General features: G+C 42.5%; 19 protein-coding genes and 1 pseudogene. 19 read left to right on the top strand and 1 reads right to left on the bottom strand.

Going from position 1 to position 26,038, the window contains the following annotated elements; all coding sequences use genetic code 11:
- Window positions 1–517 precede the first annotated feature (517 nt).
- Window positions 518–1,951 carry an O-antigen ligase family protein gene (locus tag ACSHW7_RS15495; protein ID WP_435680279.1) on the bottom strand — a complete coding sequence of 478 codons (1,434 nt, stop codon included), beginning with the start codon at window positions 1,949–1,951 and terminating at the stop codon, window positions 518–520.
- A gap of 192 nt (window positions 1,952–2,143) precedes the next feature.
- On the opposite strand from ACSHW7_RS15495, the gene ACSHW7_RS15500 reads away from it, so the two are divergent.
- From ACSHW7_RS15500 to ACSHW7_RS15590, 19 genes and pseudogenes are all read left to right on the top strand, one after another.
- Window positions 2,144–3,358 carry a hypothetical protein gene (locus ACSHW7_RS15500; protein ID WP_435680280.1) on the top strand — a complete coding sequence of 405 codons (1,215 nt, stop codon included), beginning with the start codon at window positions 2,144–2,146 and terminating at the stop codon, window positions 3,356–3,358.
- A 136-nt stretch (window positions 3,359–3,494) separates the two neighbouring features.
- On the top strand, window positions 3,495–4,166 hold the full coding sequence (locus ACSHW7_RS15505) for a hypothetical protein (RefSeq protein WP_435680281.1): 672 nt from the start codon (window positions 3,495–3,497) through the stop codon (window positions 4,164–4,166).
- A gap of 17 nt (window positions 4,167–4,183) precedes the next feature.
- A complete protein-coding gene (locus ACSHW7_RS15510) occupies window positions 4,184–5,233 on the top strand; it encodes an SLBB domain-containing protein (protein WP_435680282.1) in 1,050 nt (349 codons plus the stop codon).
- 173 nt (window positions 5,234–5,406) lie between these two features.
- Complete coding sequence (locus ACSHW7_RS15515; protein WP_435680283.1) at window positions 5,407–7,437, top strand: polysaccharide biosynthesis tyrosine autokinase; 2,031 nt, start codon at window positions 5,407–5,409, stop codon at window positions 7,435–7,437.
- A gap of 479 nt (window positions 7,438–7,916) precedes the next feature.
- Window positions 7,917–9,278, top strand: a complete 1,362-nt coding sequence (locus tag ACSHW7_RS15520) for a UDP-glucose 6-dehydrogenase (RefSeq protein ID WP_435680284.1) — start codon at window positions 7,917–7,919, stop codon at window positions 9,276–9,278.
- Between the two features lie 174 nt (window positions 9,279–9,452).
- Window positions 9,453–10,976 (top strand): lipopolysaccharide biosynthesis protein, encoded by a 1,524-nt coding sequence (locus ACSHW7_RS15525; RefSeq protein ID WP_435680285.1) that lies wholly within the window; start codon window positions 9,453–9,455, stop codon window positions 10,974–10,976.
- A 22-nt stretch (window positions 10,977–10,998) separates the two neighbouring features.
- Entirely contained in the window at window positions 10,999–12,069 is a 1,071-nt protein-coding gene (locus ACSHW7_RS15530) for a nitroreductase family protein (protein WP_435680286.1), read from the top strand.
- Window positions 12,070–12,409: 340 nt separating this feature from the next.
- Entirely contained in the window at window positions 12,410–13,537 is a 1,128-nt protein-coding gene (locus ACSHW7_RS15535; RefSeq protein WP_435680287.1) for a polysaccharide pyruvyl transferase family protein, read from the top strand.
- Window positions 13,510–14,703, top strand: a complete 1,194-nt coding sequence (locus tag ACSHW7_RS15540) for a glycosyltransferase (protein WP_435680288.1) — start codon at window positions 13,510–13,512, stop codon at window positions 14,701–14,703. Before ACSHW7_RS15535 ends, ACSHW7_RS15540 begins: the two co-directional genes overlap by 28 nt.
- Window positions 14,700–15,845 (top strand): hypothetical protein, encoded by a 1,146-nt coding sequence (locus ACSHW7_RS15545; RefSeq protein ID WP_435680289.1) that lies wholly within the window; start codon window positions 14,700–14,702, stop codon window positions 15,843–15,845. The genes ACSHW7_RS15540 and ACSHW7_RS15545 overlap by 4 nt, the downstream gene beginning before the upstream one ends.
- Window positions 15,842–17,032 carry a hypothetical protein gene (locus ACSHW7_RS15550; protein ID WP_435680290.1) on the top strand — a complete coding sequence of 397 codons (1,191 nt, stop codon included), beginning with the start codon at window positions 15,842–15,844 and terminating at the stop codon, window positions 17,030–17,032. The genes ACSHW7_RS15545 and ACSHW7_RS15550 overlap by 4 nt, the downstream gene beginning before the upstream one ends.
- 3 nt (window positions 17,033–17,035) lie before the next feature.
- Complete coding sequence (locus ACSHW7_RS15555) at window positions 17,036–18,187, top strand: glycosyltransferase (protein ID WP_435680291.1); 1,152 nt, start codon at window positions 17,036–17,038, stop codon at window positions 18,185–18,187.
- A 305-nt stretch (window positions 18,188–18,492) separates the two neighbouring features.
- A pseudogene (locus ACSHW7_RS15560) lies at window positions 18,493–18,675 on the top strand (DapH/DapD/GlmU-related protein); the annotation flags it as partial.
- 451 nt (window positions 18,676–19,126) lie between these two features.
- Window positions 19,127–20,206 (top strand): adenylyltransferase/cytidyltransferase family protein, encoded by a 1,080-nt coding sequence (locus tag ACSHW7_RS15565; protein ID WP_435680292.1) that lies wholly within the window; start codon window positions 19,127–19,129, stop codon window positions 20,204–20,206.
- Window positions 20,207–20,750: 544 nt separating this feature from the next.
- Window positions 20,751–21,974 (top strand): glycosyltransferase family 4 protein, encoded by a 1,224-nt coding sequence (locus ACSHW7_RS15570; protein ID WP_435680293.1) that lies wholly within the window; start codon window positions 20,751–20,753, stop codon window positions 21,972–21,974.
- Window positions 21,971–22,960, top strand: a complete 990-nt coding sequence (locus ACSHW7_RS15575; protein ID WP_435680294.1) for an NAD-dependent epimerase/dehydratase family protein — start codon at window positions 21,971–21,973, stop codon at window positions 22,958–22,960. Before ACSHW7_RS15570 ends, ACSHW7_RS15575 begins: the two co-directional genes overlap by 4 nt.
- Window positions 22,961–23,478: 518 nt before the next feature.
- A complete protein-coding gene (locus tag ACSHW7_RS15580; protein ID WP_435680295.1) occupies window positions 23,479–24,045 on the top strand; it encodes a hypothetical protein in 567 nt (188 codons plus the stop codon).
- Window positions 24,046–24,075: 30 nt separating this feature from the next.
- Window positions 24,076–25,551: a sugar transferase gene (locus tag ACSHW7_RS15585; protein ID WP_435680296.1), complete on the top strand. Its 1,476-nt coding sequence runs from the start codon at window positions 24,076–24,078 to the stop codon at window positions 25,549–25,551.
- An 81-nt stretch (window positions 25,552–25,632) separates the two neighbouring features.
- On the top strand, window positions 25,633–25,800 hold the full coding sequence (locus ACSHW7_RS15590; RefSeq protein WP_435680297.1) for a hypothetical protein: 168 nt from the start codon (window positions 25,633–25,635) through the stop codon (window positions 25,798–25,800).
- Window positions 25,801–26,038: the final 238 nt, after the last annotated feature.

The raw sequence follows: 26,038 nt of genomic DNA on the forward strand, positions 1-26,038 counted from the left end.
CGCCTTGCTACGGAACCGTATGGCAGGTGGTGTGAGAGGGAGTTAGGGGGTGACCCCGCTCCCTACTCGATGTTCGCGTTGCTAACAAAAAAAGCCCAGTTAGCGGTAATCGGTTAGCAGTGATCGGGGGCCAGCATGATGGGGGACTTGGGTTGATGGAGCATAAAGTTCTCCTTCAGAGAACACATGGGTTGGATGGCGAGAGACAGGGATGTGGCTTTGCCTGTCCCTGTGCTTGGTATGAAATTCTCCTATAGAGAATGTAAGAATCGTATTCTAGTGAACTTTGCTAGAGGTAAGTTTTTGCTCTAGAGGTGTAAACGTCTTTAATTTTACTTAAGGTGATTTTTCCTTAGACTTCCAAACTCTGTGTTACTCTTCGACTTCGATGGCCACATCACCGTCTCATAGCGTCTTGATCTAGGAAATTCTTCTACTGAATCAAATCAAACGAACTTTTTTATGTGAAAGGATCTAAGTTTTAGGGGGCTTTAGATGGGAGTTGTTATGCATGTCGTTAGGTTTGTTTACTAGCTGATGATCGCGGCTTTAGGCCCCATGCGATTGCTATTAGGCATTCTGTGATCAATGCGATGGATTCGATCTGAAAGGGGAAGTCGATTAGTGCATGCAGCGAAATGATGACTAGGCCGATTGTCATGCCTTTTTGGTAATAGATTTCTTGTTTGCTGAATTTGCTTGGATTCCGAAGAATGTTTTTTAGGAGTAGAAATAGAGCTCCTCCATAGATGAAATATAATAAGGAGCCGCCTAACCAGCCCCACTCAACTAATGTCTGGAGGTGGTCATTGTGGGCGTAGAATTGGTGTGATTTCTCCTCTGCTTCTGTTTTGTAGTAGGGGTAAAGAGGGTAAAAGGAACCAGGGCCGAAGCCTAATGCTCCCCAGTCTGGATCTTGAATCATCTTGAGTTGAGTCTCGTTGATAGACTTTCTGGCTTCTATTGTATTGTAGTTCGATTCTTGAGCGTCAGCCCAACGATTAATAACCGTTCCTGCGACGGCGATACTGAGGATGAGGATTATCGCTGTCAAAGCTGTTAGGATGATATTTTTTTCGGTAGGGCTAGATCCAGGTAGGAGTTCACGGAATTGCCTAATAGTCTTCCAGCTTGCTGAATAGTTCCACGTCAACCATACTATAAGGGTGATAATGGTAAATACAGCTCCAGCTTTTGATCCTGATTGGATCGAGCCGCAGGCTATTAAAATATTACCAAATGCGATCGCGATTACTTTAGATGGCTTAGATTTACGAGATCTGATGCACTTTCTGGCAGTGGCAAGGAGGTGTGAGAGTCCTATCGCTAAAGATAAATTAAGTAGGCAACAGGCGATTGCTGGACTGCGATAGGTGCCAAAGAATAGTTGCCTGCTTGGGAAGCTGAAGGTGTCTAGCCAGTAAGAGCCAGTCGCTCCTGAGAGACGCTGAGAAATTCCTAATAGGGCTACTGCTACGGTAGTCCAGAAAATCGCTATAAGAATGGATTGGAATTTAAGGCGTTTGAAGTAAGTGAGAATTGCGATAGATAAGGTAGCTAACAGAGTCGGAATGATTGAGGTCAATCGATCAACCGCCTCAGATTGTGATATAGCGCCAGGTGAGTGAGGAAGTAGTTGGTCTTTATTGGGTAACAGCTGCCAACGGTGGTAAATATTATCTACTATCGAATCTTCAATAAAGATGAATTTATAATTAGCTAGCATCCATACGCCTTGGGTAATAATGGCGATGGTGACGAAGAGTAGTAATTTGAGCTGGACTGGGGCGCTCGATATTCTTGCGATGCTGCTAGGTAAGCTGATTATGAGAAATAAGTATAGGCTGATCAGCATTGGGTATCTCCAGCTGTCGTAGTAGGAACCAGCTATAAGGGGGCCAAGGCAAATGGTGATGACTAGTGAAATCAATGTGAATTGACGTTTATCCATGATGATGAGTGTGTTTTGAGGGTAGTTTTTGTGCAATTACTCTGCCGATCTTTGTAAACTTTTTAATCTAGCTCGCAACTAATATTTCATGAATGAAACTTGTTAAAAAAATCACGCTATATAAATTGACAGAAACTATATTTGTTATAATAGATGGTGTCGAAATTGCAATCTAACGCCATTGAAATTGATATGAAAAAAAATATAATGAATACTAGATTAAGTATATTAATGCTTATATGTGGAAGTCCGTTGTTCGCTGTAGGTGCAGACGTATTTAATCCGATAGAGCAAAGTGCCAATGATTTTCTTCTAGAAGGCTTTGGAGCTAAGCAAAAAGGGTTAAATTTATTTGAGAATTTTACCTATGGAATTAATTTGGAAGCAGAATACAATAATAATATCTTCCTTTCAAAAGATGATGAGGAATCTGACTTGATTTTAAGGTTTGGAGTTCCTCTTGAATTCTCTAGCGGGCCTGAAGATGATGAACAGCGTCTAGCTCTTTCTTATACACCTACTTATGAGGCGTATATGGATAATTCAGGACAGAGTAACTTAGAGCATAATTTTAATTTCTCAATGCTGAATACTCTCCCTAAAACAACGTTTAGAACCAATGTTTTTGCAGCTAAGTCGGAAAATGCAGATCGTTTTATTTCCGATACAGTATCTAAGACTCTCTATGGCCTGGATTTTGGAGTAGAGTATGACCTAACAGGCAAAACGACTCTTGATTTTGGTTTCGGAGTGAAGATTGATAAGTATGAGAAAGCTGCATTGTTTGATACCGAGCAATACGATGCTCGATTAGCGTGGTTGTATGAAATTGGGTCGAAGACTAAAGTTGGTCCTTATGTAGCAGCAGAGCGTGTGTTTGTTGATCGTAATGCTTCTCAGACTGGTTTGTCTCTCGGTGTTGATGCTGATTACAGTATCGGTGCTAAGACTACCTTGATCGGCTTCGTCGGTGTTGAGCGTAGAACCTTTTCAGGAGCAGGAAATACTCAGACTAATCCAGAGCTTGAACTTGCTGTTGAATACGAGCTCACAGGTAAAACCGATTTAAGCGCGAGTGTTTATAGCAGAGTGACGGCATCATTTAGTGATCCAGGTCTTGCGTATGATGCTACAGGTGGAGCGTTATCTTTAACCCATGCAGCAACTGATAAGTTGAAGCTTAAAGGAGCCCTCACTTATGAGTATGATGATTATTTTTCGGTAGACGGCACAGCTTTTAGTGCGAGAAATGCCGATTACTACACTTTCCGCATCGGTGCTGACCTAGAGGTCTCAGATGATCTAGCTGCTTCAGCTACACTATCCTACCTATTAAATGAGTCAGAAGACGCTTCACGTGAATCAAATGGCACGACATTTGCTCTAGGTTTAGAAAAGAAGTTCTAATTAACTATCTACTCACCTAATTATAACTAAATTATACTATATTACTATGAAATCTAAATTATCATTATTCACCATGGCTGCAATATGTGCAGCCTCCTCGTTGACTTTTGTTGATGTCGCAAATGCTCAGCAAGCTGTGGCTGCAGAGGCAGTTGACTCAACTTCTGTGAGTGTGGCTGTTCCTGCAGGATCGGCTCCCGTTACTTACACTTACAATGGTCAGACAGTGTCTATAGCCCCAGGTAGCAGTGCTGTTATCCCACCAGGTGCTGTAGGTGTTAGTTTGCCAGCAGGTGCAGCTGTTACCGCATCTACGACAAGAGCAGATGGAAGTTCTGCTGAAGTGGTGATTAATGTCACCTCTGCAGTCAGCTTAAGCTCTATTGCTCCAGCAGCTATTCAGGGTGCTGCGGCTTCACTTTCGCCATCTAGTGTCTCTGTTGTTAAGGCAGATGGATCGACTGTGGTGATTGATGTTACAGGCGGGACTTCCGTTGAGACGTCGTCTACAGGGGTAGTCACGACTACGACGGTAACAGTTGATGCTGACGGAAACTCAACTGTCACTGTAGTTTCTAAAAGCGCTACTGGTGCAGTACTGCAAACTTCAGTTACTACTACGAATGCCGCTACAGGTGTTGTATCAACTACTGTCACAGCGTCAGATGGATCTACTACCACGACACCAGGCACCCCTGCGGATGCAGCCGCAGCAGTAAATGCGGCAGTAAATGCTGTGTTAACTGATGTCGCTGGAGCTGCAAAAGATGCTGCTGCGATTAATGAGGCTGGCACAGATGGCAACTAACCAGTAAAGCCAAAGCTATGAACAACCCACTCCAGCTTATTCTTGCATATATCACGCTATTATCGATGGCGGTAGCGCAAGAGTCTTCGTATTTTCTACGCCTAGACGACCAGATAAAAATGGAAGTTTATATGGAAGAAGATCTGTTAACCGCTGCCCAGATAGGTAAATCAGGAGAAATCTCATTTCCGCTGATCGGTAGCGTTAAGCTACAGGGATTAACCGTTAAAGAGGCAGAAAATAAGATCAAAGATTTATACGGCAAAGATTACCTTGTGAATCCTAGGGTAAGTTTAAGTGTTGAGGATTATGCTGAGAAGTGGGTTATAGTGTCTGGCGATGTAAAGAGACCAGGTACGATTAATTTTCCTAAAGAAGGGCTACTAGATCTTGGTGCTGCGATAGCTCAAGCTGGTGGTCTGGGGGAAGATGCAGATCGTTCTAAGATTATTATCAGAACGATTAAAGGTGAGCTTAAAACGGCTTCTATGGATAAACATTCCACGCATACACTTACTCATGGTGACTCGGTGACTATTAGAAGATTATCTTTAAGTAAGTCCATTGTGACAGTGGCTGGCAATGTCAACTCTCCAGGTGCGATAGATTACCCAAAAGAAGGGAACCTTAATGTGCTCATCGCAATCGCTCTAGCAGGTGACTTCAGTGAAAAAGCAAATAAGAACTCTGTGGTTGTCTCTCGTGATGGCAGGCAGATCGGAATCGATCTTTCTAGCACTTCTTCAAGCTCTGGCAAAAACTTTAGTTTGCGGCCGGGCGATTTTGTTTTGGTGAAAGAAAACACGCTTAAGAGCTCAACAGTGACCATTGCTGGAAACGTGAATAAGCCTGGGACGGTGAGTTTTCCGAAACAAGGTGGTTTGGATATTGTGACTGCGATTGCGTTAGCCGGTGATTTTACTCGTATCGCCAATAAAAAAGAAGTAGCTGTCCGTCGTGACGGAGGCCAAGCTATTATCAGCATTAAAGATATTCAAGCAGGCAAACGTTCGATGTTTTATCTCAAACCTGGGGATATTGTTTTAGTGAAAGAAAGCCGATTCTAATAGCCTACTTTTCATTCTATTCTATATGAAATCCAGTGATTCAATCTAGTGACGCTATAACTTGTATTATAATGTATTATAGTTTATATTTATATTTTCGAGAGATGGTGCTTGATGTTGATCTAATATGAGATATCTATCCCTTCATCTCTCCCTAATGTTACCAATTTATAATGAAACAATCAACTGATCCATTCGGCGATTTCGAGGAATACGACGATGAAGACAAAGTGGCAAGCTCGTTCAAGAGCGGAGTAATAAAGCGCACGCTATCCAAATGGTGGCTTGCTGTGATTTTCTTAGTCTTAGGAGCCACAGCAGGATTGTATTATCAATCTACGAAACTTGATACAGTGACCGCTGTGGCTGTGATAGAGGTGAATCAAAAGGATATGAAGATCATCGGTGATGATCTAGAGACAGATCAAACTAAAGTAGACACACTCTTAGCTACGATTGTAGCCAAGATGTCTGGCCCTGAAGTGTTGAACGCTGTAGTGGCTGATCCAGTGGTACAGGCTATTACGGAGATGATTCCACCTAAAGCTAGCTTGAAGCCTGTCTACATGCGTAGTGAAGAGGAACTGACTTTCTCAACTGCAAATTCAGTTACAAAAGTTGAACTAGCTGAGTATATCACTAAATGTGCAGAGGTTTCTAATGAAAGGAATACAACACTCATTAGGGTAGCAGTCATCCATCCTAAAGAAAAGACGGCGAAAGTCATCGCCGATGCCTTTGCCCGTGTCTTTGTGCAAATGGAGTCTAACTTAAAGTCTGGCGGCAACAGTAAAGTGCGTGGAATTCTCGCCAAGGAGAGCAATGTATCTAAGGCGGACTTGCGAGAAGCTGAGAAATCTTTTCAAGTATACACTCAGGCTCTCGAATTAAGTAACAAAGTGAAGGAATCACGAGAAGAGGTAGTTCAGCTACGTCAGCGCTACAAATCTTTGCACCCCAAGCGTCAACATGCGGAAGGAGCTCATAAGGATCTTCTTACAAACTTCGCTCGTGAAATCAATCGAGTGGTTGTAGTGCCCTCAGAGCAAGAATACTGGGAAAGTATTGCGGCTGAATTGAAAGCTTTAGAAGTAGTCATGACACAAGACGACGAAGAGAGTTATACAGCGGCAGATGATTGGTTTGCACTTGCTCAGAGCTCACTGTCAGCGCGCTCATCTTTCCTGAAAACTACCGTTGATCAACAATCTGCTTCGTATCAAGCCACTACGCAGCGTCTCGCGGAGCTAGGAATGGCGCAACAAAATACCTTTGATGACCTTAAGATAGTCGAGAAAGCATATTTAACCCCTAGCGGAAGAAAGATAATACCATTTGCAGGGGCTATAGTTGGCTTAATGTGTGGTGTAGGAATTGCCTACTTTCTAGCGATGCTAGATTACAAGATCCATGATGTGCAAACTGGAGAAGAAGTGTCAGGGTTAAGCTGCTTAGCAGCTGTGATGCAGGACTCGAAATTTGGTAGACCAACCAATGGTGTATGGAATTCATTGTTAATATCGGATCCATCCTCTATGAATGCTGAGGCCTTACGTAACCTACGCACCTCTATTGTGCTATTAGGGAAGAAAGAGCGCCATCAATCGATTCTCTTTTGCAGTGCTGCCCCGTCAGAGGGCAAAACTTCGGTTTCCGTGGAAACTGCCGCAGCTTTTGCCTTAAACAAGGAGAAGACAGTGATCATTGATTTGGATCTAAGGAAACCTAAGGTTAGTGGCATGTTTACCCAGCTTGATGCAAGTATCGGCATTGTTGATGTGCTCTCTGGTCAGAAACCTCTTGAAAGTGTGATTCAGTCATCCTCGATTGAAAACCTGGATGTGATTCTCTCGGGAGCTAAAGTACCAAATCCTGCGGAGCTACTCCATGAAGAGGAACTTAGTGCGTTGATAGCTAAGTTGAAACAGAGCTATGACAGAATTATCATCGACAGTGCCCCAGTCTTGCCGGTGAGTGATACGCGTGTGATTGCCAAATTTGTAGACGATACGATTCTAGTGGCATTGGCGCATAAGACTCCAGGGGGTGCCATGATACGAGCAAAAGAACTATTATCGAAGAGTGGCGGAAGTCTCGCAGGCTTTGTCATTAACGGCATCAAATCTAAAGCAAAGGGCTACGGATACTATGGATACAAGGGCTACGGTGAATATGGTGAATCTTATTCGGATGGAAACAAATAAGTCACAACCCAATGGCTGACCGTCACTATTCAGATATGTAATCAAAGAATCAAAGAATCAAAAAATAAACGATATACCTTCCATGTAGATCAATAGATCTACCTTAGGAAATTTCTCCCCAGCCAATAAGTCGACCATTCCTCGGCGGCACCTCTAAGTTCTACGAATTTAGTCTTAACGGAATACCTCCTAATCCTCCTATCAGACGCAATGGTGATAACTCACAATGATTGTCAGAATTTAAAGGTTTTTTCCTAGGAGGGAAATCGACCAAGGGCGGCAGCGTAACAAGCTGTAATGGTTACTATAAGCTAACAAGTTCAGATGCTGGTGAACTGGTTCCATAAATGACTACGGTCTTAGCCTAGCTCCTTGGGCGATATCGGCGTTTAAGATCTACCTGCGCAGTAGCATGAAATAGCTGCCAGTTTATAGAAAAATTCTCTAACATTAATAACGAACAAAACTAGAAAGATAATATGAAAATTTGCTGTATTGGAGCCGGATATGTCGGTGGGCCTACCATGGCCATGATCGCCCACAAGAGTGACAAACACATTGTTACCGTGGTGGATATTAATCAAGCACGCATCGATGCCTGGAATTCAGACACCTTACCGATCTTTGAACCTGGTCTCGATGAGATCGTCAAGCAGGCACGCGGCAAGAATTTGTTCTTCAGCACTGAGGTAGATACCGCTATACGTGAAGCAGATATCATTTTCATCTCAGTCAATACGCCTACCAAGACCTACGGTATGGGAGTCGGCCGTGCTGCCGATCTTACCTTTATCGAGAAATGCGCCCGACAAATTGCTGCCGTCGCTGAAGATGATAAAATCGTCGTCGAGAAGTCCACCCTGCCAGTGCGCACCGCGGCATCGATCAAACGCATCTTGGAAGCCAACTCCAACGGACGTAATTTCCAAATTCTTTCTAACCCAGAATTCCTCGCTGAGGGCACAGCCGTCTCCGACCTTGAAAACCCGGACCGCGTATTGATCGGTGGTGATCAGACACCTGCTGGACTCGAAGCCATTCAAACTCTTGTCGATGTCTACGCTGAGTGGGTTCCCCGTGAGAAAATCCTGACCACGAACTTGTGGTCGTCCGAGCTTTCTAAGCTCACTGCCAATGCCTTCTTGGCACAGCGAATCTCTTCTATCAATGCGATTTCCGCCCTGTGCGAGGCTACTGGAGCCAATGTCGATGAAGTCGCGCATGCTGTCGGCACTGACAGTCGCATTGGACCCAAGTTCCTCAAGTCATCCGTTGGTTTTGGCGGATCTTGTTTCCAAAAGGACATTTTAAATCTGGTGTATCTCTGCGAACACTTCGGTCTACCAGAAGTGGCAAAGTACTGGAATGGTGTCATCGAAATGAACGATTACCAAAAACGCCGTTTCGGCAGCAGAGTTATTTCATCGATGTTCAATACAGTCGCTGGCAAGAAGATTGCCGTGCTCGGTTTTGCCTTCAAGAAAGATACCAATGACACCCGTGAATCCGCTGCCATCTATGTCTGTAAGGACCTGCTAGGTGAAAACGCTGAGCTGACAATTTACGATCCAGAAGTCTCCGAAAGCCAAATCCGCTATGATCTAGACCTCAGTGCTGAAGACACATCGGTCACCGTCTGTGACGATGCTTACACTGCAACCAAGGACGCACATGCGATTTTGATTCTCACCGAGTGGGATGAATTCAAAGCCCTCGATTTCCAACGCATCCACGATGGCATGGAGTTGCCTGCTTTCCTCTTTGATGGCCGCAACCTGCTCGATCTCGAAGCGCTACGTAAAATCGGTTTTGAAGCCACAGGTATTGGGCAAGGTGAATAGGAGAATTACTCTATAGCTTTTTATTGAGAATTCCAATCCATGAGTAATTGACCTGTTAAGTAACTGAGTAAAAAAGTAACGGGGAGCAATTGATTGCATCGACTGCAAGTGATGAATTTAAGTATTCTTAAGCAAACCTAAAATTACTGTTATAATCTATAATATATACCATTCATGAAAGTAATAGAAGGGGACTCCACGCACAAAAATCTGGTAACGGATGAGGTTGTGGATATGGCGGATCTTAAGAAGAAATCAATACGAGGTGGCATGCTTACGATGGCCTCGCAGAGTGCCTCCATTGGGATACAGCTTATCTCCACAGTAGTTCTGGCACGTATTTTGTCACCCGAAGATTATGGTGTTATGGCGATGGTGATGGCTGTTACGGCGTTTGCTGGCTTATTTCGCGATTTGGGGCTGTCTTCAGCAGCCATTCAGAAAAAGGATCTGACAAAGGCGCAGCAAAGTAACTTGTTTTGGCTAAATGTTGCAATGGGGTTAATATTGACGATCATTGTAGCTTCGTTATCACCTCTTGTGGTTTGGTTTTACGGTAAGCCAGACTTGTTATGGGTCACGGTAACACTTTCTGCAAGTTTTCTCATAGGCTCGCTTGGCACGCAGCACGGCGCACGACTGGTCCGTAATATGCAGTTTGGACGGAAAGCCGTCGCTACCATCATAGGAGCTTTAGTTACGCTTGTTACGTCAGTGCTGTTAGCTCTTTATGAGTTTTCCTATTGGTCTTTAGTCTGGGGAAACCTAGCGGGAGCTCTAGCTACTACGGTGTTGTTATTTATTATGTCACCATTTAGGCCTGGATGGTATACACGAGGAGCGGGGATTAAGTCGATGCTTGGATTTGGTGCCAATGTGACAGCTTTTGATCTGGTGAACTATTTCCATAGGAATCTGGATAAAGTATTAATCGGTAAATTTCTGGGATCTGAAATGCTGGGTTTGTATTCTCGAGCATATCAACTGTTAATGCTACCCATTACTGCGATACGAAACCCGATCAATGCAGTCGCTTTTCCTGCAATGAGTCGCCTTAAAGAACAACCGGAAGACTATAAGAAATACTATCGAAAGATTACTCATTTGATGGCATTGGGTTCAATGCCCCTTACTGCGTTCCTTTTCATATCGGCAGCACCCTTAATTGAATTGACATTGGGTAAGGAATGGAGTGGGGTAACACCAATTTTCTCACTGCTTGCTATCACTGGATTCATTCAACCTGTCGCTGGATTGCGTGGTAATGTGTTGTTGTCGTGTGGACATGGTCAGCGTTACTTACTCTGGGGGATTTTTAATGCAGTGTGTGTCTGTGTAGGTTTTTTGATTGGTATAAGATGGGGCGTAATCGGGATTGCGACTTCGTATGCAATCGTCAACTACATAACACTCTACCCATCGTTGCTATTTGCATTCAAAAATACACCGTTAAGTCCACGTGACTTTTTCGGGCCGATATTAGTTCCAGTATTCGCAAGTATAGTCGCTGCTTTGGTGTCACAGTTTCTTTCAACCCGTGGAGGAGTCCATGAATTAAAACCTTTTGCCCAATTGTCTTTAATTGGATTCGTTTTTGCGACGTTATATCTAATCACCAGTGCGATTTTTGCGTCAGGGAGGGCTTCAATAATGCAGCTTTATAGAGTTCTGGTTCAGTTGAAGCAAAGACAAGCATAAAAAATATTTACATTAAACCATCATGCTCAAAATTATACCAATACAGACTTTGCCCATCCGCGTAATTCGTGGTGTATTTCTTCGGATAAGATCGTACTCTGCTGCGATCGCAGTAAGAAATAACATCTGGGCAAAGCTTCACTACACATTGATCAACTGTTCGTTCAATCGCGAGCAACATTCCTTCCTCGCGGGTCGTTCAGCCTACTATCGTTCGTTAAAAAAGCCCGAGGGAACTATGGCTCTTCTTCGACGCAACGTGCATAGGTTGGAAAAGGGCATTTTGATGAAGCCTCGTCGTATTCCTTTTGCACTGGATTACATTGGGGAAACGTTGGATGCCTACATCACTGGCTCAGAAGCCCAGAATGATGGTGGTGTTGATCCCGTCGAGCTTCAATGGGGTAATGACGTTCTATCCAAGTACTTTGACATTCATAGCGGTGTGGAAGTATTGAAAAGTGAGCAGCAACGTTTCAAGCCCTTCTGTCAAAATTCTTCACAAACGGAAAGCCGGACGCCATATCTCAGGGATTTATCAAATACGCCTCCAGTTACATTTGAAGCACTACGTGCACTCGCGAAACAACGGCGATCTGTCCGATGGTTTCTACCGAAATCAGTTGAGCGAGACCTCCTCGACAGGGCTCTAGAAGTGGCCGTCCAAGCACCAAGTGCGTGCAACCGTCAACCATTCATGTTCCGTTTTTTTGATGACCCCGAACTTGTTCAAAAGTTGATTAATATACCGTTCGGATTAGCTGGATATGGACATCAAGTTCCTACTGTTGCTGTAGTTACTGGTCAACAACGTCATTATTTTGAGGAGCGAGATCGCCACCTGATTTACATCGATGCGTCTCTAGCAGTGATGGGGTTCATTTTGTCGCTCGAAACACTTGGTCTATCATCGTGTTGTGTGAACTGGCCGGATATTGAAGAAAAAGAAAAGAAAATGGCTGATTTGCTCCAACTTGATCCGGACGAACGGCCAGTAATGCTGATCGCGCTGGGCTATCCTGATCCTGAAGGCATGGTAGCGAATTCTACAAAAAAATCATTATCGCAGCTGCGAACTTACAATTTCGAATGAAGGCTATCAGCAATAGTAATACACGGAATTGAAACCATCAATTTTCGAGGATTGTTGTTATTGTTGGGAAATTAAAAGCTTTTGCTAATACGAGAGAAAAACGCCTCATTCTGTGCGATAACTTTCATGTATGGCGTAGAAACGATTGGTTTGAGCCACAGGCCTATTAGAGGCCTGATATTTTCGATTAGAAAATAAAATAGAGAAGATTCTAGATGAACAAGAATGTGAACGAAGCATCATGTTGAATTCAGTTGGGTAAATCTACTGAGGGAATTTCGCATTCACATAAAAAGTTACTGGGAAAAAAATAAGAAAACATTATTAAATATAATTAAACATGAAGATTCAAGTAGAAGGTATAGGTTTTCCAAATAAAGGAGCTGAGTTAATGCTTTACGCTGTGGCGCAGCAATTTCAAGCTCATTATGGGCATGAAGTAGATGTCTGTTGTTATCCGAGGCAAGGATATAGGTCGAGTTATAGATTATTGGGTTATCAAAACATTTCGCAATTAGGACATTTTACCGTGAAGGGTTTTGAACTTGATAAGTTGATCAATTTGTTACCTTACAAACTTCTTGATACTTTTGGTATTACTAAAACGAGAGATGTAGATATTGTTATTGATGCGTCGGGTTTACGTTATACAGATAAATGGGGAGCTAATATAGCCCGCAAAGTTGCTAAGCGTTACAAAGCTTACAGAGCTCAAGGTAAGAAAATCATCATGCTTCCCCAGGCTTTTGGGCCTTTTGAAAACAAGGAAGTAGCTGAAGCTGTAAGCGAGATTGTGGGTGTCGCTGAAATCTGCTATGCTAGGGAGGAGGTGTCCGCTGAGCATCTAAGGTCGATTGTCGATGCCCCATCTAAAGTGGAAGTGGCACCGGATTTCACCAATTTAATCTCTGGTTATAAAAATTCGCCAATCGCTGAGAAATATACAGGTTATGTCGTTGTTATTCCTAATGGGAGAATGTTCGATAAAACCAGTGCTGCTGTCTCAGCAATATACTACGAATACTTATGTAATTTTGTGAATAACTGTAAGAATAGGGGAGAGAAGGTACTGATTTTAAATCATGAAGGAGAGCCTGATCATGAACTGTGTTTGAAGTTAGCAAAGGATTGTAGCGTGACAGATGTATTTTCTACATGGGACCCGATATTGATTAAAACAATTATTGGCAAAGGCAAGTATGTCATGTCATCACGGTTTCATGGCTGTGTTAGTGCTCTATCACAAGGTGTACCTGTCATTGCTACCTCGTGGAATCATAAATACGAGATGCTACTAACGGAATACGGTCTTTCAAAAAATGTTGAAAGCTTGCAAACCGCGAAGGTTGATGAAAGTATGATTTATCGATGCGAGGATGATACAGTGGTTGCTAATATTCAGAGAGTCGCATTGGAAATGAAGGATCGATCCAAAGCGATGTGGCAGCAGGTATTTTCCGAGTTATGATTGCGATAGTAATTCCTTGTTACAAGAGATTAAAGTGTTTGCAGAGTCTATTAAGTAGTCTAGAGCTTGCAAATTACAATGGTAGCACAAGTGGTGCTGACCTTGTCTTCAGTGTGGACTATTCTGGCCAAGAGGATGTGGCTGATTTTGTTCAGAAATATCAATGGCCTTTTGGTGAAAAACGCGTTGTTCTGCATGAAGAAAATATTGGGCTTAGGCAAAATGTATTATTCTGCGGCGACTTAACGGCTGACTATGAGGGTGTTATAGTGTTAGAGGATGACCTTACTGTTGCTCCGGGTTTTTATGATTATATTTTGGCTGCCGCGGAGAAATTTGCTGAAGATAGCACAGTGGCGCAGTTAGCCCTGTATTCTTATGCCTATGATGAGCTACAAATGGATCGGTTCTTTCCTCTTAAGAACGAAGCTGATGGCTATCTGCTACAATGGGCTTGTTCATGGGGGCAATATTGGTCACGTCAGCAATGGAGGCGCTTTAGAGAGTGGTATGATACTTCGAGTGAAGAGACTTTGCAACATGCCAACATACCCAAATATGTGAAACAATGGCCTGAGAGTTCCTGGAAGAAGTATTTTATAGCTTATTTGTCGGATACCCAGCGCTATGTGTATTATCCTCACGTTGCTTTTACAACAAATATGGGAGTGAATGGAGTAAACCATTCTGGAAATATGGTGCCAGTGACACAAGTGGCATTAAGCTATGATCATAAACCTTCTAAAGAATTCAAGTTTAGGGGGGGGATCATGCCCGCGTATGACTGTTTTTATCAGCCCAAGCCTGAATACTTGAACTCTTTATTACCTGAGCTTGAGTCTTATGACTATGTAGTTAATCTGTCAGGTCTCAAGCCACAAGATTTGGATTCAAAAAAATATTTATTATGTAGAGGGAGGAAACAAAATTCGGTAATGAATTTTGCAGATAATTTTTACCCTCTCGAACTAAACTTGATTTATGGTAGAGATGGTGAAGGTATTCAGCTCATACGTGTTGAGAATTATTCATGCGATTGTTCTTGGGAAGAAGAAAGTAGGACCGCCTACTGGATGCAGAGAATGTACCCATCAACATTAGCAGATTTAAAAAATACGTTAAAAAGGTGTTTATCTATAATTATTAGAAGGGTGAAGAAATTATGAGTTTGTTAGTTTTTGAGCCTGATCTGAGAGGACATCGCTTGGAGTATATGCATCATCTATACGAGGGGTATTGTAAGGCGGGGAATCTTGATGATATTTGTTTTGTCGTAGGTAATGAGTTTAACCCTAAGCAAGGAGGCTTGATATGGGAAAGTATTGATCTGGCACGAATAGTTATACTCTCGGCTGAGGAAACCGCTTTATTCCAATTAGGCGCTACCTCACACCTACGGAAAAAGAAGCGCATAGTGGATGCTTATATTAGACAAGAAAATGCAAGTTCCCTTTTTTTGATATCTTTGATGTATTTTATGCCACTTATCGTTCTTTTGGGAGTTAAAGCACGTGTGAGCGGAGTAATCTATAATATTCACACGAGAACTGAAGAAGGCATTATCTATAAGTTAAGAGGCTTATTAACCTTTTTAGCTCTTAGGCTGCGGCCCTGCGTAAAGTCACTATTTTTGCTTAACGATCTTAGGTCGGCTGATTGGTTCAACCGCATCTTTATTACCAAAAAGTTTCAATTTCTACCTGATCCTTTTATACCTATCAAAGTGCGAGATGTAGAAAATATTAAGGACTTTAAAGGAATCACCTTATTACATTTTGGTGGGTTGACCCAGCGTAAAGGGACCCTAGAGGTTTTGAAGTTAGCCGAAAAGTTATTCAAAACACAACCAGGGAAGTATCGCATTATTCTTGCTGGTAGCGTCTATCCCGATATCAAGAAGGAGGTCTATGCTGGATTTGATCAGCTTAAAGATATTGGTGCAATTAAACTCTTTGATGAATTTTGCAGTTATGCCCAGTTAGGTTATTTTTGTTCTATTTCTGACTTTATTTTAGCACCCTACCAGAATGTAGGTCAAAGTAGTGGAATGTTGGGCTTTGCGGCACAATTTGGTAAGCCTGTAGTAGCTCCGAGTGAGGGTTTACTTGGTGAATTGGTAAAAAAGAATAGTCTTGGGTATACCTTAGAGGGGATTAATGCTGACAAAATGCAAATATTTTTAAATGATTACGAGAAGGGCTCCAAGGCATATTATGTGAAAAATGATTACCTTGATATTTCTAGTCCAGATAGTTTTTACAAACAGGTCAGAGATTATGTGACAGCAGCGAAAGGGAGGGGTGAATGAACGTTCCAAGTAAGGTTGGATTTTGGAAGAAAATGATAATTTTCTTTCTTTTAGGGTTTGTTGCATTGTCGTCTTTTGTGAATGATGTAATTATTCAATATACTTCTGTCAGTGTGATGGAAGTATGTTTTTTACCTGTATTATATATTTATCGAAATCAAATCATGCAGAACTGGCGTGAATTGGTAAAAAACGATGGGTTTTATTTAATCATTGCAGGTGCTGCTTTGCTTGCTCTAGGTATGCTTGGAATTGTGGTTGAAGGCGGTAATGTTAGAGGTGTTCTTGGCTCTATAAGGGGTTATTTATACATAGCAGTATTATCTCTCTATTTTAGACGGTTTAGATTGCCAAGTTTGTATGTCTTGTTGGCGCTAGCTATGGGAGCTCTTTTTGGTGACCTATTACTTATGTTAAAAGGCACTTTTGGAGGTGCGCTTTTTAAATCTGGTCATGATTTCATTTACAAAACTAATCTGATGGCCCTTTATATTGCTGTTACATGTGCTGTCTTGAAAAGGAATATTGTGTTGTTGTTACTAGTTGCTGTGTTAACTGTCGGAATTACTATCATTGGAGCATTTAGGATTAATATAGCCGTGATGCTAGTGGCTCTGCTTGGTGCATTGTGCGTTGTTCTGAAAGGAAAGAGTATTTCAAGCATTATTAGTTTGTTGCTAGGACTTACTGTCGCAGGCATTTCTGGAGTCTTCACTTTTAGTCAACTATTAAAAAGTGGGATTCTACCAAAGTGGGGTATTTTTAGGATTGTCGATCGCACAAATGCTTTTTTTGAAGGGGATTTGGACGCCAGTCAGGATGATATACGCTTTAATAGTTGGAAACTTCTGTATACTAATGAATCTGATTACTTATTGCCTCAAGGAATGATAGTTAAAAATGAGGGCGGAGGGTATAATGACCTTCCTTTACATGAACTTTTCATCGTGTTTTCAATGCCAGTTGCTATTGGAATCTTATTTTTTGTGTTATATAAATCTCTAGCATTTTGTAGGAATTGGTTGACTGGTCAGGTCTATGGATCAGATCTTGCTGTGTTAGGTTTTTCTGTATTAGTGATTTTATTTATGTTTCTAAATGGTAGATTTCTATATATTCCTGCAGAATCTATATTATTCGGCCTGTTCTTCGGTAGAATGATCGCATCTAGGAGAACTAAAACTTAAGTTATGAAAGTTGCTATAGTATATCACTACTTTGCACACTACCGCGAGCCTGTCCTTAGCGAATTGTGCGATGAGTTAAGAGATGTTGCGGAGTTGGCATTGATCTCAGGAGATAAGGCAGAGTTTCCCAATCTGAAAATATTAGATCTGACGGAACTCGAGGCTCAAGGGTGCTATGTTCACCGTGTTGAGAATAAATGGAGGGGCCTTTGGTTGTGGCAGAAAGGGCTGTTGAGCCATTTGAACCAAGAGAAATATGATGCGGTGATTTTCTTGGGGCAATTTAATTTCTTAAGCACGTGGTGTGCTGTTCCCGTTGTGAAGCGACACGGGGGTAAGGTGTTTTTCTGGACACATGGGGTCTACGGCAATGAAGGGAAATTTAAATTATGGCTACGTGAGTCTTTTTATCGATGGGCTGATGGTTTATTGCTTTACGGGCATTACTCTAGAAAGTTGCTCGAGAAGCGTGGGTTTGCTTCTGAACGCTTAAACGTGATTTACAATAGTCTAGATTATAGGGTGCAATTAGAATTGCGTAAGAAGATAGAAGGAGACTGTGAGCAGATCCCTAATAGAACAGAGTTTAAAAATCTTGAAAGACCCTATTTGATTTTTGTGGGAAGACTTACTGCGGTAAAGAGCCTAGACATGCTGGTAAATTCTGTTTTCGAACTCAGAAAAAAAGGGAAAAACATAGCATGCCTCTTTGTTGGAGATGGCCCAGAGTTAGATGCTTTAGAGCAGCAAGTGAGTCGTTTAGATATTCATGATTTTGTTGAGTTTCATGGGGCGTGTCATGATGAGGAGCTGTTGGCACGAATGATATATCATGCTGCGGTTTGTGTTGCCCCTGGGAATGTTGGGTTAACAGCAATGCATTCATTGGTGTATGGAACTCCTGTCATTACGCATGATGAGTCTAAATCCCAAATGCCAGAGTTTGAATCGATTACAGCTAATGTGAACGGCGATTTTTATAGGCGTGGAGATCAAGAGGATTTAACCTGCATGATTGATAAATGGCTGGCTAGGTGTGAGATGAATAGGTGTGAGGTGCGTAGAGAGTGTTATAAACCTATTGATGAAGATTATAATCCGATGAATCAGGCAAAAATTATTAAGGACGTACTAGATAGGAGCCTTTCATGTTAGCTAAAATTGTTCGATCAAGTGAAGGCTTCTATATGTTTGTCCGGAGTGTCTTGATGGTATATATTCGTATTCGCTACAATCTTCATGGTGTGGCTCTTAGCTGCCGAGTCATAGCACCTAGTAATGTGTCTAAAGATTTCGAATTAGGAGAGTTTTCTCTTTTAAGCCGGGGAGCTGATATCTGTATGAAAGTGAAGGCTGGAAATTACGTGATGATTGCTCCGAATGTGACAATTGCTGGAGCTGATCACAAGTATGATCAAGTGGGGGTTCCAATGTATTTTTCTGGGAGGCCTGAAATGCCAGAGACGATTATTGAAGATGATGTGTGGATCGGAACAAATGTCTCCATTCGTGCTGGTGTTACAATAGGCAGGGGGGCGATAATTGGTATGGGGTCCTTAGTACTCAAGGATGTGGAGCCGTATTCCATCGTGGGTGGCGTTCCAGCTAGATTTATTAAGAAACGATTTGGCGATGAAGAGATAAAAAAGCACGATTTAATGCTCAAGAAACCTCCGCACCGTGGAGGCAAATTTTGTGCAATAAGATAAAAAATTAGGTCATCGTAATATAAGATATGCACTATTTAGCAAAAACGCTACAAGGCATCCTTCGTGCTGTGTGGTATTAAGCATGAAGTGTAACGTAAGATATAAGGTTTAATGCTCTATGGTGTGTAAGAGTGGATCTAAAAATTGTTTAAACAGGCGATAGTGTGTGTAAGATTATACTCTACTGGGTGAACTTACGGGAGTAGTCTTGTGAGCAAGCCTGTAAATTATCCATAGGTTAACGTTTTGTCATTTAAATTCCAAGTTTCAAATATCTGGAAGAGCGGTGGCATGAGGCCCCTACTTCGGTAGGGCTACGCAAACCAGCTTACCTCCTCCTAGTGAGATATCCATCTTTAATCCTAATTTTCAATACTAAATTAACATGAAACGAATCTTTATCTCAGGTTGTTACGATATCCTTCACGCAGGTCATATCCAATTTTTCGAGGAGGCCCGTGCGCTGGGCGACCATCTTACGGTTAGCTTTGCATCTGAGGATGTGCTGTGGCATCACAAACAACGTCGGTCATCCATTCCTGATGAGCACAAAAAAGCGGTGCTCGAAGGCTTGAAGATGGTGGACGAGGTGATCATAGGCTCGGATCATGATCTCGGGCTCGATTTCAAAACATACTTTCTGGAGGCAAAACCAGACATCCTCGCTGTCACCGAGGACGATCAATACGGCGACATTAAACGTGCACTGTGCGATCAAGTCGGTTGCATCTATTGGGTGCTGCCCAAGACTCCGCCGAAATTCGATCCTGTGTCGACCTCGGGTATCGTCAAGTGGGTTAAGGCTCCGACTGAATCTCCGTTGCGTGTCGACTTCGCTGGCGGATGGCTAGACGTGCCGCGTCACGCTCGTGAAGGAGCTTATATTGTCAACTGTGCTATTTCGCCTCTGGTCAGCTTGCGCGATTGGAAATACGAAAAGCGTTCGGGTCTTGGAGGCAGTGGAGCCTGGGCGCTGCTGAATGGCGAAGACGGTGTGGATGCGGAGCTTGATCTAGGGGTAGGCTGGCAAGACCCAGCTGTCATTCGCGAAACGGGCCTCTGTGTCTGGCGTAGTGGACAACGACCCTGCCTAGATTTTAAACGGAATGGCGATATGTTAGCGGGCAAAATGGCTATCCTCTGGACCCACGGTGAACACGATACCCCAAGCTTCGCCGACAACGAACGCGACTACGACACCATTGAGCGCTCCGCCCAGCTTGCACGTGAGGGTGTTCTTAACGAGGACATTCACCAACTTGCCAAAGGCATCCAAGTTTACCACGAGGTTCAGCTTCAAGAAGGTATGGAACCTCTGCCTGAAATCGAGGGAAGCCTAGGCAGAAAATACTGTGGGGGAGGTCATGGCGGCTATGCGCTCTATCTTTTCGAATCTGAATCAGCACGGAAAACAGCACTCGAAAATAATGCCGATCTCAAGTCTGTAGAACCCTACTGTATTTGAGTTTTTAGGAGTTTAGTTGCAGGGAGGTAGAGGGAACTTACTCTCTAGAATTTCCTGTGCCGCGTATTCTGTGCATTCGTTTTTTTTAAATATGAAAATTACAATTATTTCGATTTGTTATAATTCAGGCGAGATGTTGTGGATAAATCTTATTCAGGAGCGGCTCGCTTGAGCTGAAGTAGCAAAGATAATGATTAAATGTTACAGCTAGGTAAGGAGTGTGGAAGATAAACCAGCTTGTGTGGGTTATTGAGGAGGAAATGATTTCCTGAGCCTTGATTAGATCAAGCATCGGTCACATATTAACGTGCTACAAGTGGACTAATATTACAAGTTCTGTTTAAGTTACTTGTTTTAAGCTAGATGTCGACGTGATGTCGACGTGATGTCGACGTGATGGCGCCGCTTGGGGGAATGAATTACTCCGATCAATAGATCACTATTATTTATAATCGGAGAGTGAGTAGGATAGACGTGCACTAGGGAGAAAATATTTTTTTAGCTCAAAGTAAAATGAAATTATTTAAAAGTATTGATAAATTATATGTGTAAATTAATTGTGGTCTCAGAATTGTATTATCCTGAGCAGAATGCGACAGGATATTTTTTAACAGGAATTGCCGAAGGTCTTGCCGAATCAGGTCGAGAGGTTTCAGTTCTCTGTGCTCAGCCAACTTACAATCAGCGAGGCATTAAGGCTCCTGCGGAAGAGATACGGAATGGAGTGAAGATTCGGAGAGTTAAGTCGGTGGTATGTAATCCTCGCAAAATTCTAGGTAAGATAATTAATATCTTATCTGTAAGTGTAGGTTTGTTTTACGCAGGTCTACGCACAGTGAAGAGGGGTGACGAGATTCTGGTGGTGACCAATCCACCGATGGCTCCCTATCTCCTCTGGCTAGTGGCTCGATTGAAGGGTGCTAAGTTTTGCTTGCTGGTTCATGATGTATATCCAGATGTTTTTGTTCCTCTTGGGATGATGCGTCAAGGAGGCCTTCCGTTTAGATTATTTAATTTCATTAACTCGAAGCTCTACCGCTCATCAGATCATATTGTGACTCTTGGTCGGGATATGAAAGAATTGGTAGATTCTAAACTTTGTCGCGAAGGAAGCCCTCCAGTTTCCATTATTCCGAATTGGGGAGAAGTGAATGAGATACAGCCGCAAAAGAAATCTGAGTCAGTGTTACTAAGATCTTTGGGTTTACAGAATAAAAAGTTTATTGCTCTTTATTCTGGGAATCATGGAAGAACACACAATTTGCCAGAGTGGGCTGATATTGCAGAACATCTCGGCAATAAAGACATCAATTTTTTGTTTGTAGGTGAGGGCAGCGGCAAAGCTGCATTGGAAAGAAAAGCAAAAGAGCTCGATCTTTCGAATATCATGTTCAATGGATTTCTTGATCGTTCTGAACTTGCGGATAGTTTAAATTCTGGAGATGTAGGTTTAATCTCTTTTAATCCGGGCATGGAAGGGGTTTCTGTGCCTTCAAGGCTCTACAACTTATTAGCAGCGGGAACACCTATACTAGCAGTGTGTGGAAAGGATTCGGAACTTGCAAAGGTAGTATTGGAGGAAGATGCAGGATGGGTAATCGAACCTGGAGATTCACAAGCTATTGCGTCTCTTTTATTGGAGATTTCCAGTGATTTAGAGGAACTCGCAATAAAAGGCAAAAATGCTCGACGTGCGGCGGTTAAAAAGTATTCGAGACAGGCGGTGATTGAAAAGTATGAAAAGTTATTAAATGAATTAAACAAATGAAAAAAATTATTATTTTAGGAGGAAGCGGGTTTATTGGATCTCGGCTAACTGGTGAACTGTTGAAGTCAGGGCATGAGGTGGTCATAGGTGATATTGTAAAAAGTGAGAAATATCCTGAGTTATGGATAAATTGCGACATCTGTGATAAATCGCAGTTACTGAGTGTCTGTGCGGGTGGTGATACGATCATCAATCTCGCTGCAGAGCATCGTGATGATGTCAGACCACTTTCACTTTATGAGAAAGTAAACGTTGAGGGCTCTAGGTTGGTCTGTGAGGCTGCCGCCGAACTCGGGATTAAACAGATTCATTTTACAAGTTCAGTGGCTATTTATGGCTTCCCTGATTCTCCGTACGATGAAGATGGACCACGTAAACCATTCAATGAATACGGACGAACCAAGTTGCTTGCTGAGGATGTGTATAATCAGTGGCTTGCCGATGATTCTAGCCGCTCAATATTTATCCTTCGACCTACAGTGGTTTTCGGCGAAGGAAATAGAGGAAACGTGTTCAATCTCTTGAAGCAGTTGGCTTCAGGTAAATTCATGATGATCGGCTCAGGAAAAAATAAAAAATCGATGGCTTACGTCGGCAATATTGTTGCATTCCTCGAATGGGGATTGAATGTTGACGCAGGGAATCACACTTATAACTATATTGATAAGCCAGATTTTAGTATGAATGAACTAGTGGCTAACGTGAACGGGACAATGGAGCGCAAAGCAAGCTCATCTATTAAAATTCCATTCGTGTTCGGCTGGTGCGGAGGATTATTCTTCGACATCATCGCTGGACTTACTGGAAAGAAGTTTCCGATTAGCAGGATCCGCGTCCGTAAATTCTGTGCTGAAACTGTGTTTAGCTCTGAAAAGATGCAGACTTCAGGTTTTAAGCCTCCTTATGTATTAGGAGATGCTCTGCGCTCTACTGTTAAGCACGAGTTTGTAGATCGAATTGAGCCCCCTAAAGTCTCGTCGACGTAAATTTAATAGAAGTAATTTGGCTAACAGTTATACGAAACTATGGCTGTAACCCATTTTCTAAAATTCCATTTATGAGATTAAATAGGGTGATTGCCTTGAGGAGAAGACCTGCGATACCATTGCTATGTAAAGCTTAGATTGAGTGTGATGGTTGCTGATCAAGATGCGCTCTGGTGGGACGACTGGGCAGAGAGAGAATTTCCTAGAACAAAACCGTCAGTTGAAGCGTGGGATGGTGAAGAATGGGATCAAGATTTCACCTTTGTATTGGCCGGCGAAGTTTTGGAATAGAGGCTTGCAGCTTTTGAAGGGTGCTTTGAGGTAACTTTTTGAATGGTGACGGAATAGTTTATTATTTTAATATGATAAGTGAATATTATTAATTATTATGGTGGCTAGCTGGCACATTACGTGCTGATGTAGTTATGTCGCGTTGTAAATAATATTAAAAAAAGGTGTCTAAACGATATATCATATTCTGGGTCATACTTACTGGCTGTCTTTGCTTGATGCCAAGTGTGTGGCTAGCTAAAATAGAGGGGGTGTTCTTGCCTGCCATGAATGAGCGGACGAATGCGGTCGTGTTGTGGCATGTTATAAAAGAGCCATTAGCCCATGGAGTATTGATTATGGGGGTGAGTTTTTCACTAATGCATTATTTATTCAACGCTTACACTATGACGCAACTGTTGGGACGCGGTGATAGTGACTTTGAGAGGGCTGGAGTTTGTTCTGCTGATAGTGATCAGCCCGTGGAGTCAGGAGCTGAGCGTGTGCTGATCATGAGGCATTGGTTTAGTTCAGTCTTTTACACTTTGTTTATCGCTCTCGTGATTGCTGTTGCAGTTGAGTGGTTGCAGTCATTATTACCTCTGTCATTTCAGAGAGGTTTTGCTTGGGGTGATATTGGAGCATCATTGATGGGCGGATTTATGGGTGTTTTGTTTTCTACCTGTTGGTCTGTTGTCACTCAGACAAAAATGCTCCATGTAGCGCCGCTTTTTTTACTTTCCTCCCTACTGCCTTCCGCCCTCCTGTTTAACCCTCCTGTTTGCTTATATTACGATGCTTTAAATCGAGTATAAAAATAGAATTAAAAAATCAATTATCATAGAATGAATAGATACAATCAGGAGGAGAAGATATTAGGCTCGATTTTTACGACTAATTTAGAAGAAAAAGCGAGAGGGCACTGGGCGTGTAGACTCCTGCGGAGGTATTATTCTTCGACTTTACTTTGTTTAGATGTAGCCATTATTGTGGCTATCTTTGCTGGCTTAGTGAAGTTTTATTATGATGTAGAGTTGCTCACTTCGGTGAGCAGACGAGTGATGCTTGCGATTATTGTTCCTAGTGTGTTATCTGTCTGGATTACGGGGGGGTATAATTATAATGTGCGCAAGACTTCAGAGCGTTTTATAGCTGAGCATATTATAGCTTCGATAGCGGCGTTAGTGATCGGCTTTACCATTATTTATTCGGTGATCGCGTATGGGGTGAACATGCATTCTTCTCGACTTCTGGTCGCGTCGACTTTTGCAATTTTCCCGGTGGTGTCGATTTTTTACAGATATATTTTAGGGCATAGTCAGAGTAAACTAGAGCGTGAGAACCTCTTTGTTATTGTGGGAGCTGGTACTAGAGCTCTGGACTTGTATACAAAGATGAGTCAACGCGGAGATAAGTATAAAATTCGAGTGAAGACATTTGATGAGGAGAAAGTGGGTAAGCATATTGACCCTGACGACTGTAGCTCTCCTGTTATCGAGAGAATGAATGACCTGAATTTCCCTAGTATGGTAGATGGGATGTTAGTGGAGCAATATGTGATCAGTCTGAATGAATATAAACTTCCAAAACTTTTACAGCGACAGTTGGTGGCAGCTATATTTCGTTCGTCGAATGTGGTGTCCTACCGCAAGTTTGTGTCGGATAAATTGAAGATTGAGCCACCTAGCCAGATTGATATTAACTGGCCATCAATGGAGGGATTCCGGTTGAACCGTAGTTTCGTTTATGACCGAGTGAAGAGAAGCATGGATATTCTAGCTGCACTAGTAGGGTTTGTTTTGGCTAGTCCGTTCCTGCTCATTACTGCGATTGCCGTCAAAATGACCAGTCCTGGGCCTATTATTTTCAAACAGGAGCGAGTGGGCTATCAAGAAAAACCCTTTATGATTCTCAAGTTTAGATCGATGAGTGTAGGGTCAGAAAAAGGAGACAAGTATACCGCTAAGAATGATTCTAGATTAACCCCGATCGGATCTTTCATTCGCAAGACGAGATTAGATGAGCTTCCGCAGTTATGGAATGTATTGAGGGGGGATCTGAGTCTTATAGGACCGCGAGCTGAATGGAAGGAGTTGGTGGATGGATATGAAGATCGTCTACCATTTTATCATTTCCGCCATGCCGTGAAACCGGGGATCACTGGTTGGGCTCAAGTGAACTATTCTTATGGTGCAAATGATGACGACACACTAGCGAAGTTGAACTATGACCTTTACTACGTGAGGCGCTATTCACTGTCACTGGATATCACGATTGTGGTCAAAACGATCTATATGATGCTCTTCGGCAAAGGTATGTAAATTTTACACTGCTTTGCCAATTAATCACCCTGACTGTGGATAACATAGTTGGGGTGATTTGCGTTTAAGGGGAGGCTCTGAATGGAGAATGGAGAATGGAGAATGGAGAATGGAGAATGGAGAATGGAGAATGGAGAATGGAGAATGGGGAATGGAGAATGGAGAATGGGGAATGGGGAATGGGGAATGGGGAATGGGGAATGGGGAATGGGGAATGTGCGTTGGTTTAGTGGTGATATTGTAAAATGAAGCTGGTTTGCGCTTGGGTTTAGCGTTCGAAAGAAGAAAGAGCAGAAAAACTTAAAGCGGTAAGTCGTTTAAGATGAGTGGTGGGGTGGTGGTGTTGGAAATAATGTGAAGAAAAGAGCAGAGAGATGTTGACATTATCGGATTTTTTTGTAGATTGCGCTCCGCCTCACCGGCCAACGGGAGGACGAGAGAGACAGGAAGCTGACTCAGCAGTTAATGCTAGTCGGTTTTTTAATCT

Source organism: Patiriisocius sp. (assembly GCF_051252435.1).
GTDB lineage: Bacteria > Bacteroidota > Bacteroidia > Flavobacteriales > Flavobacteriaceae > Patiriisocius.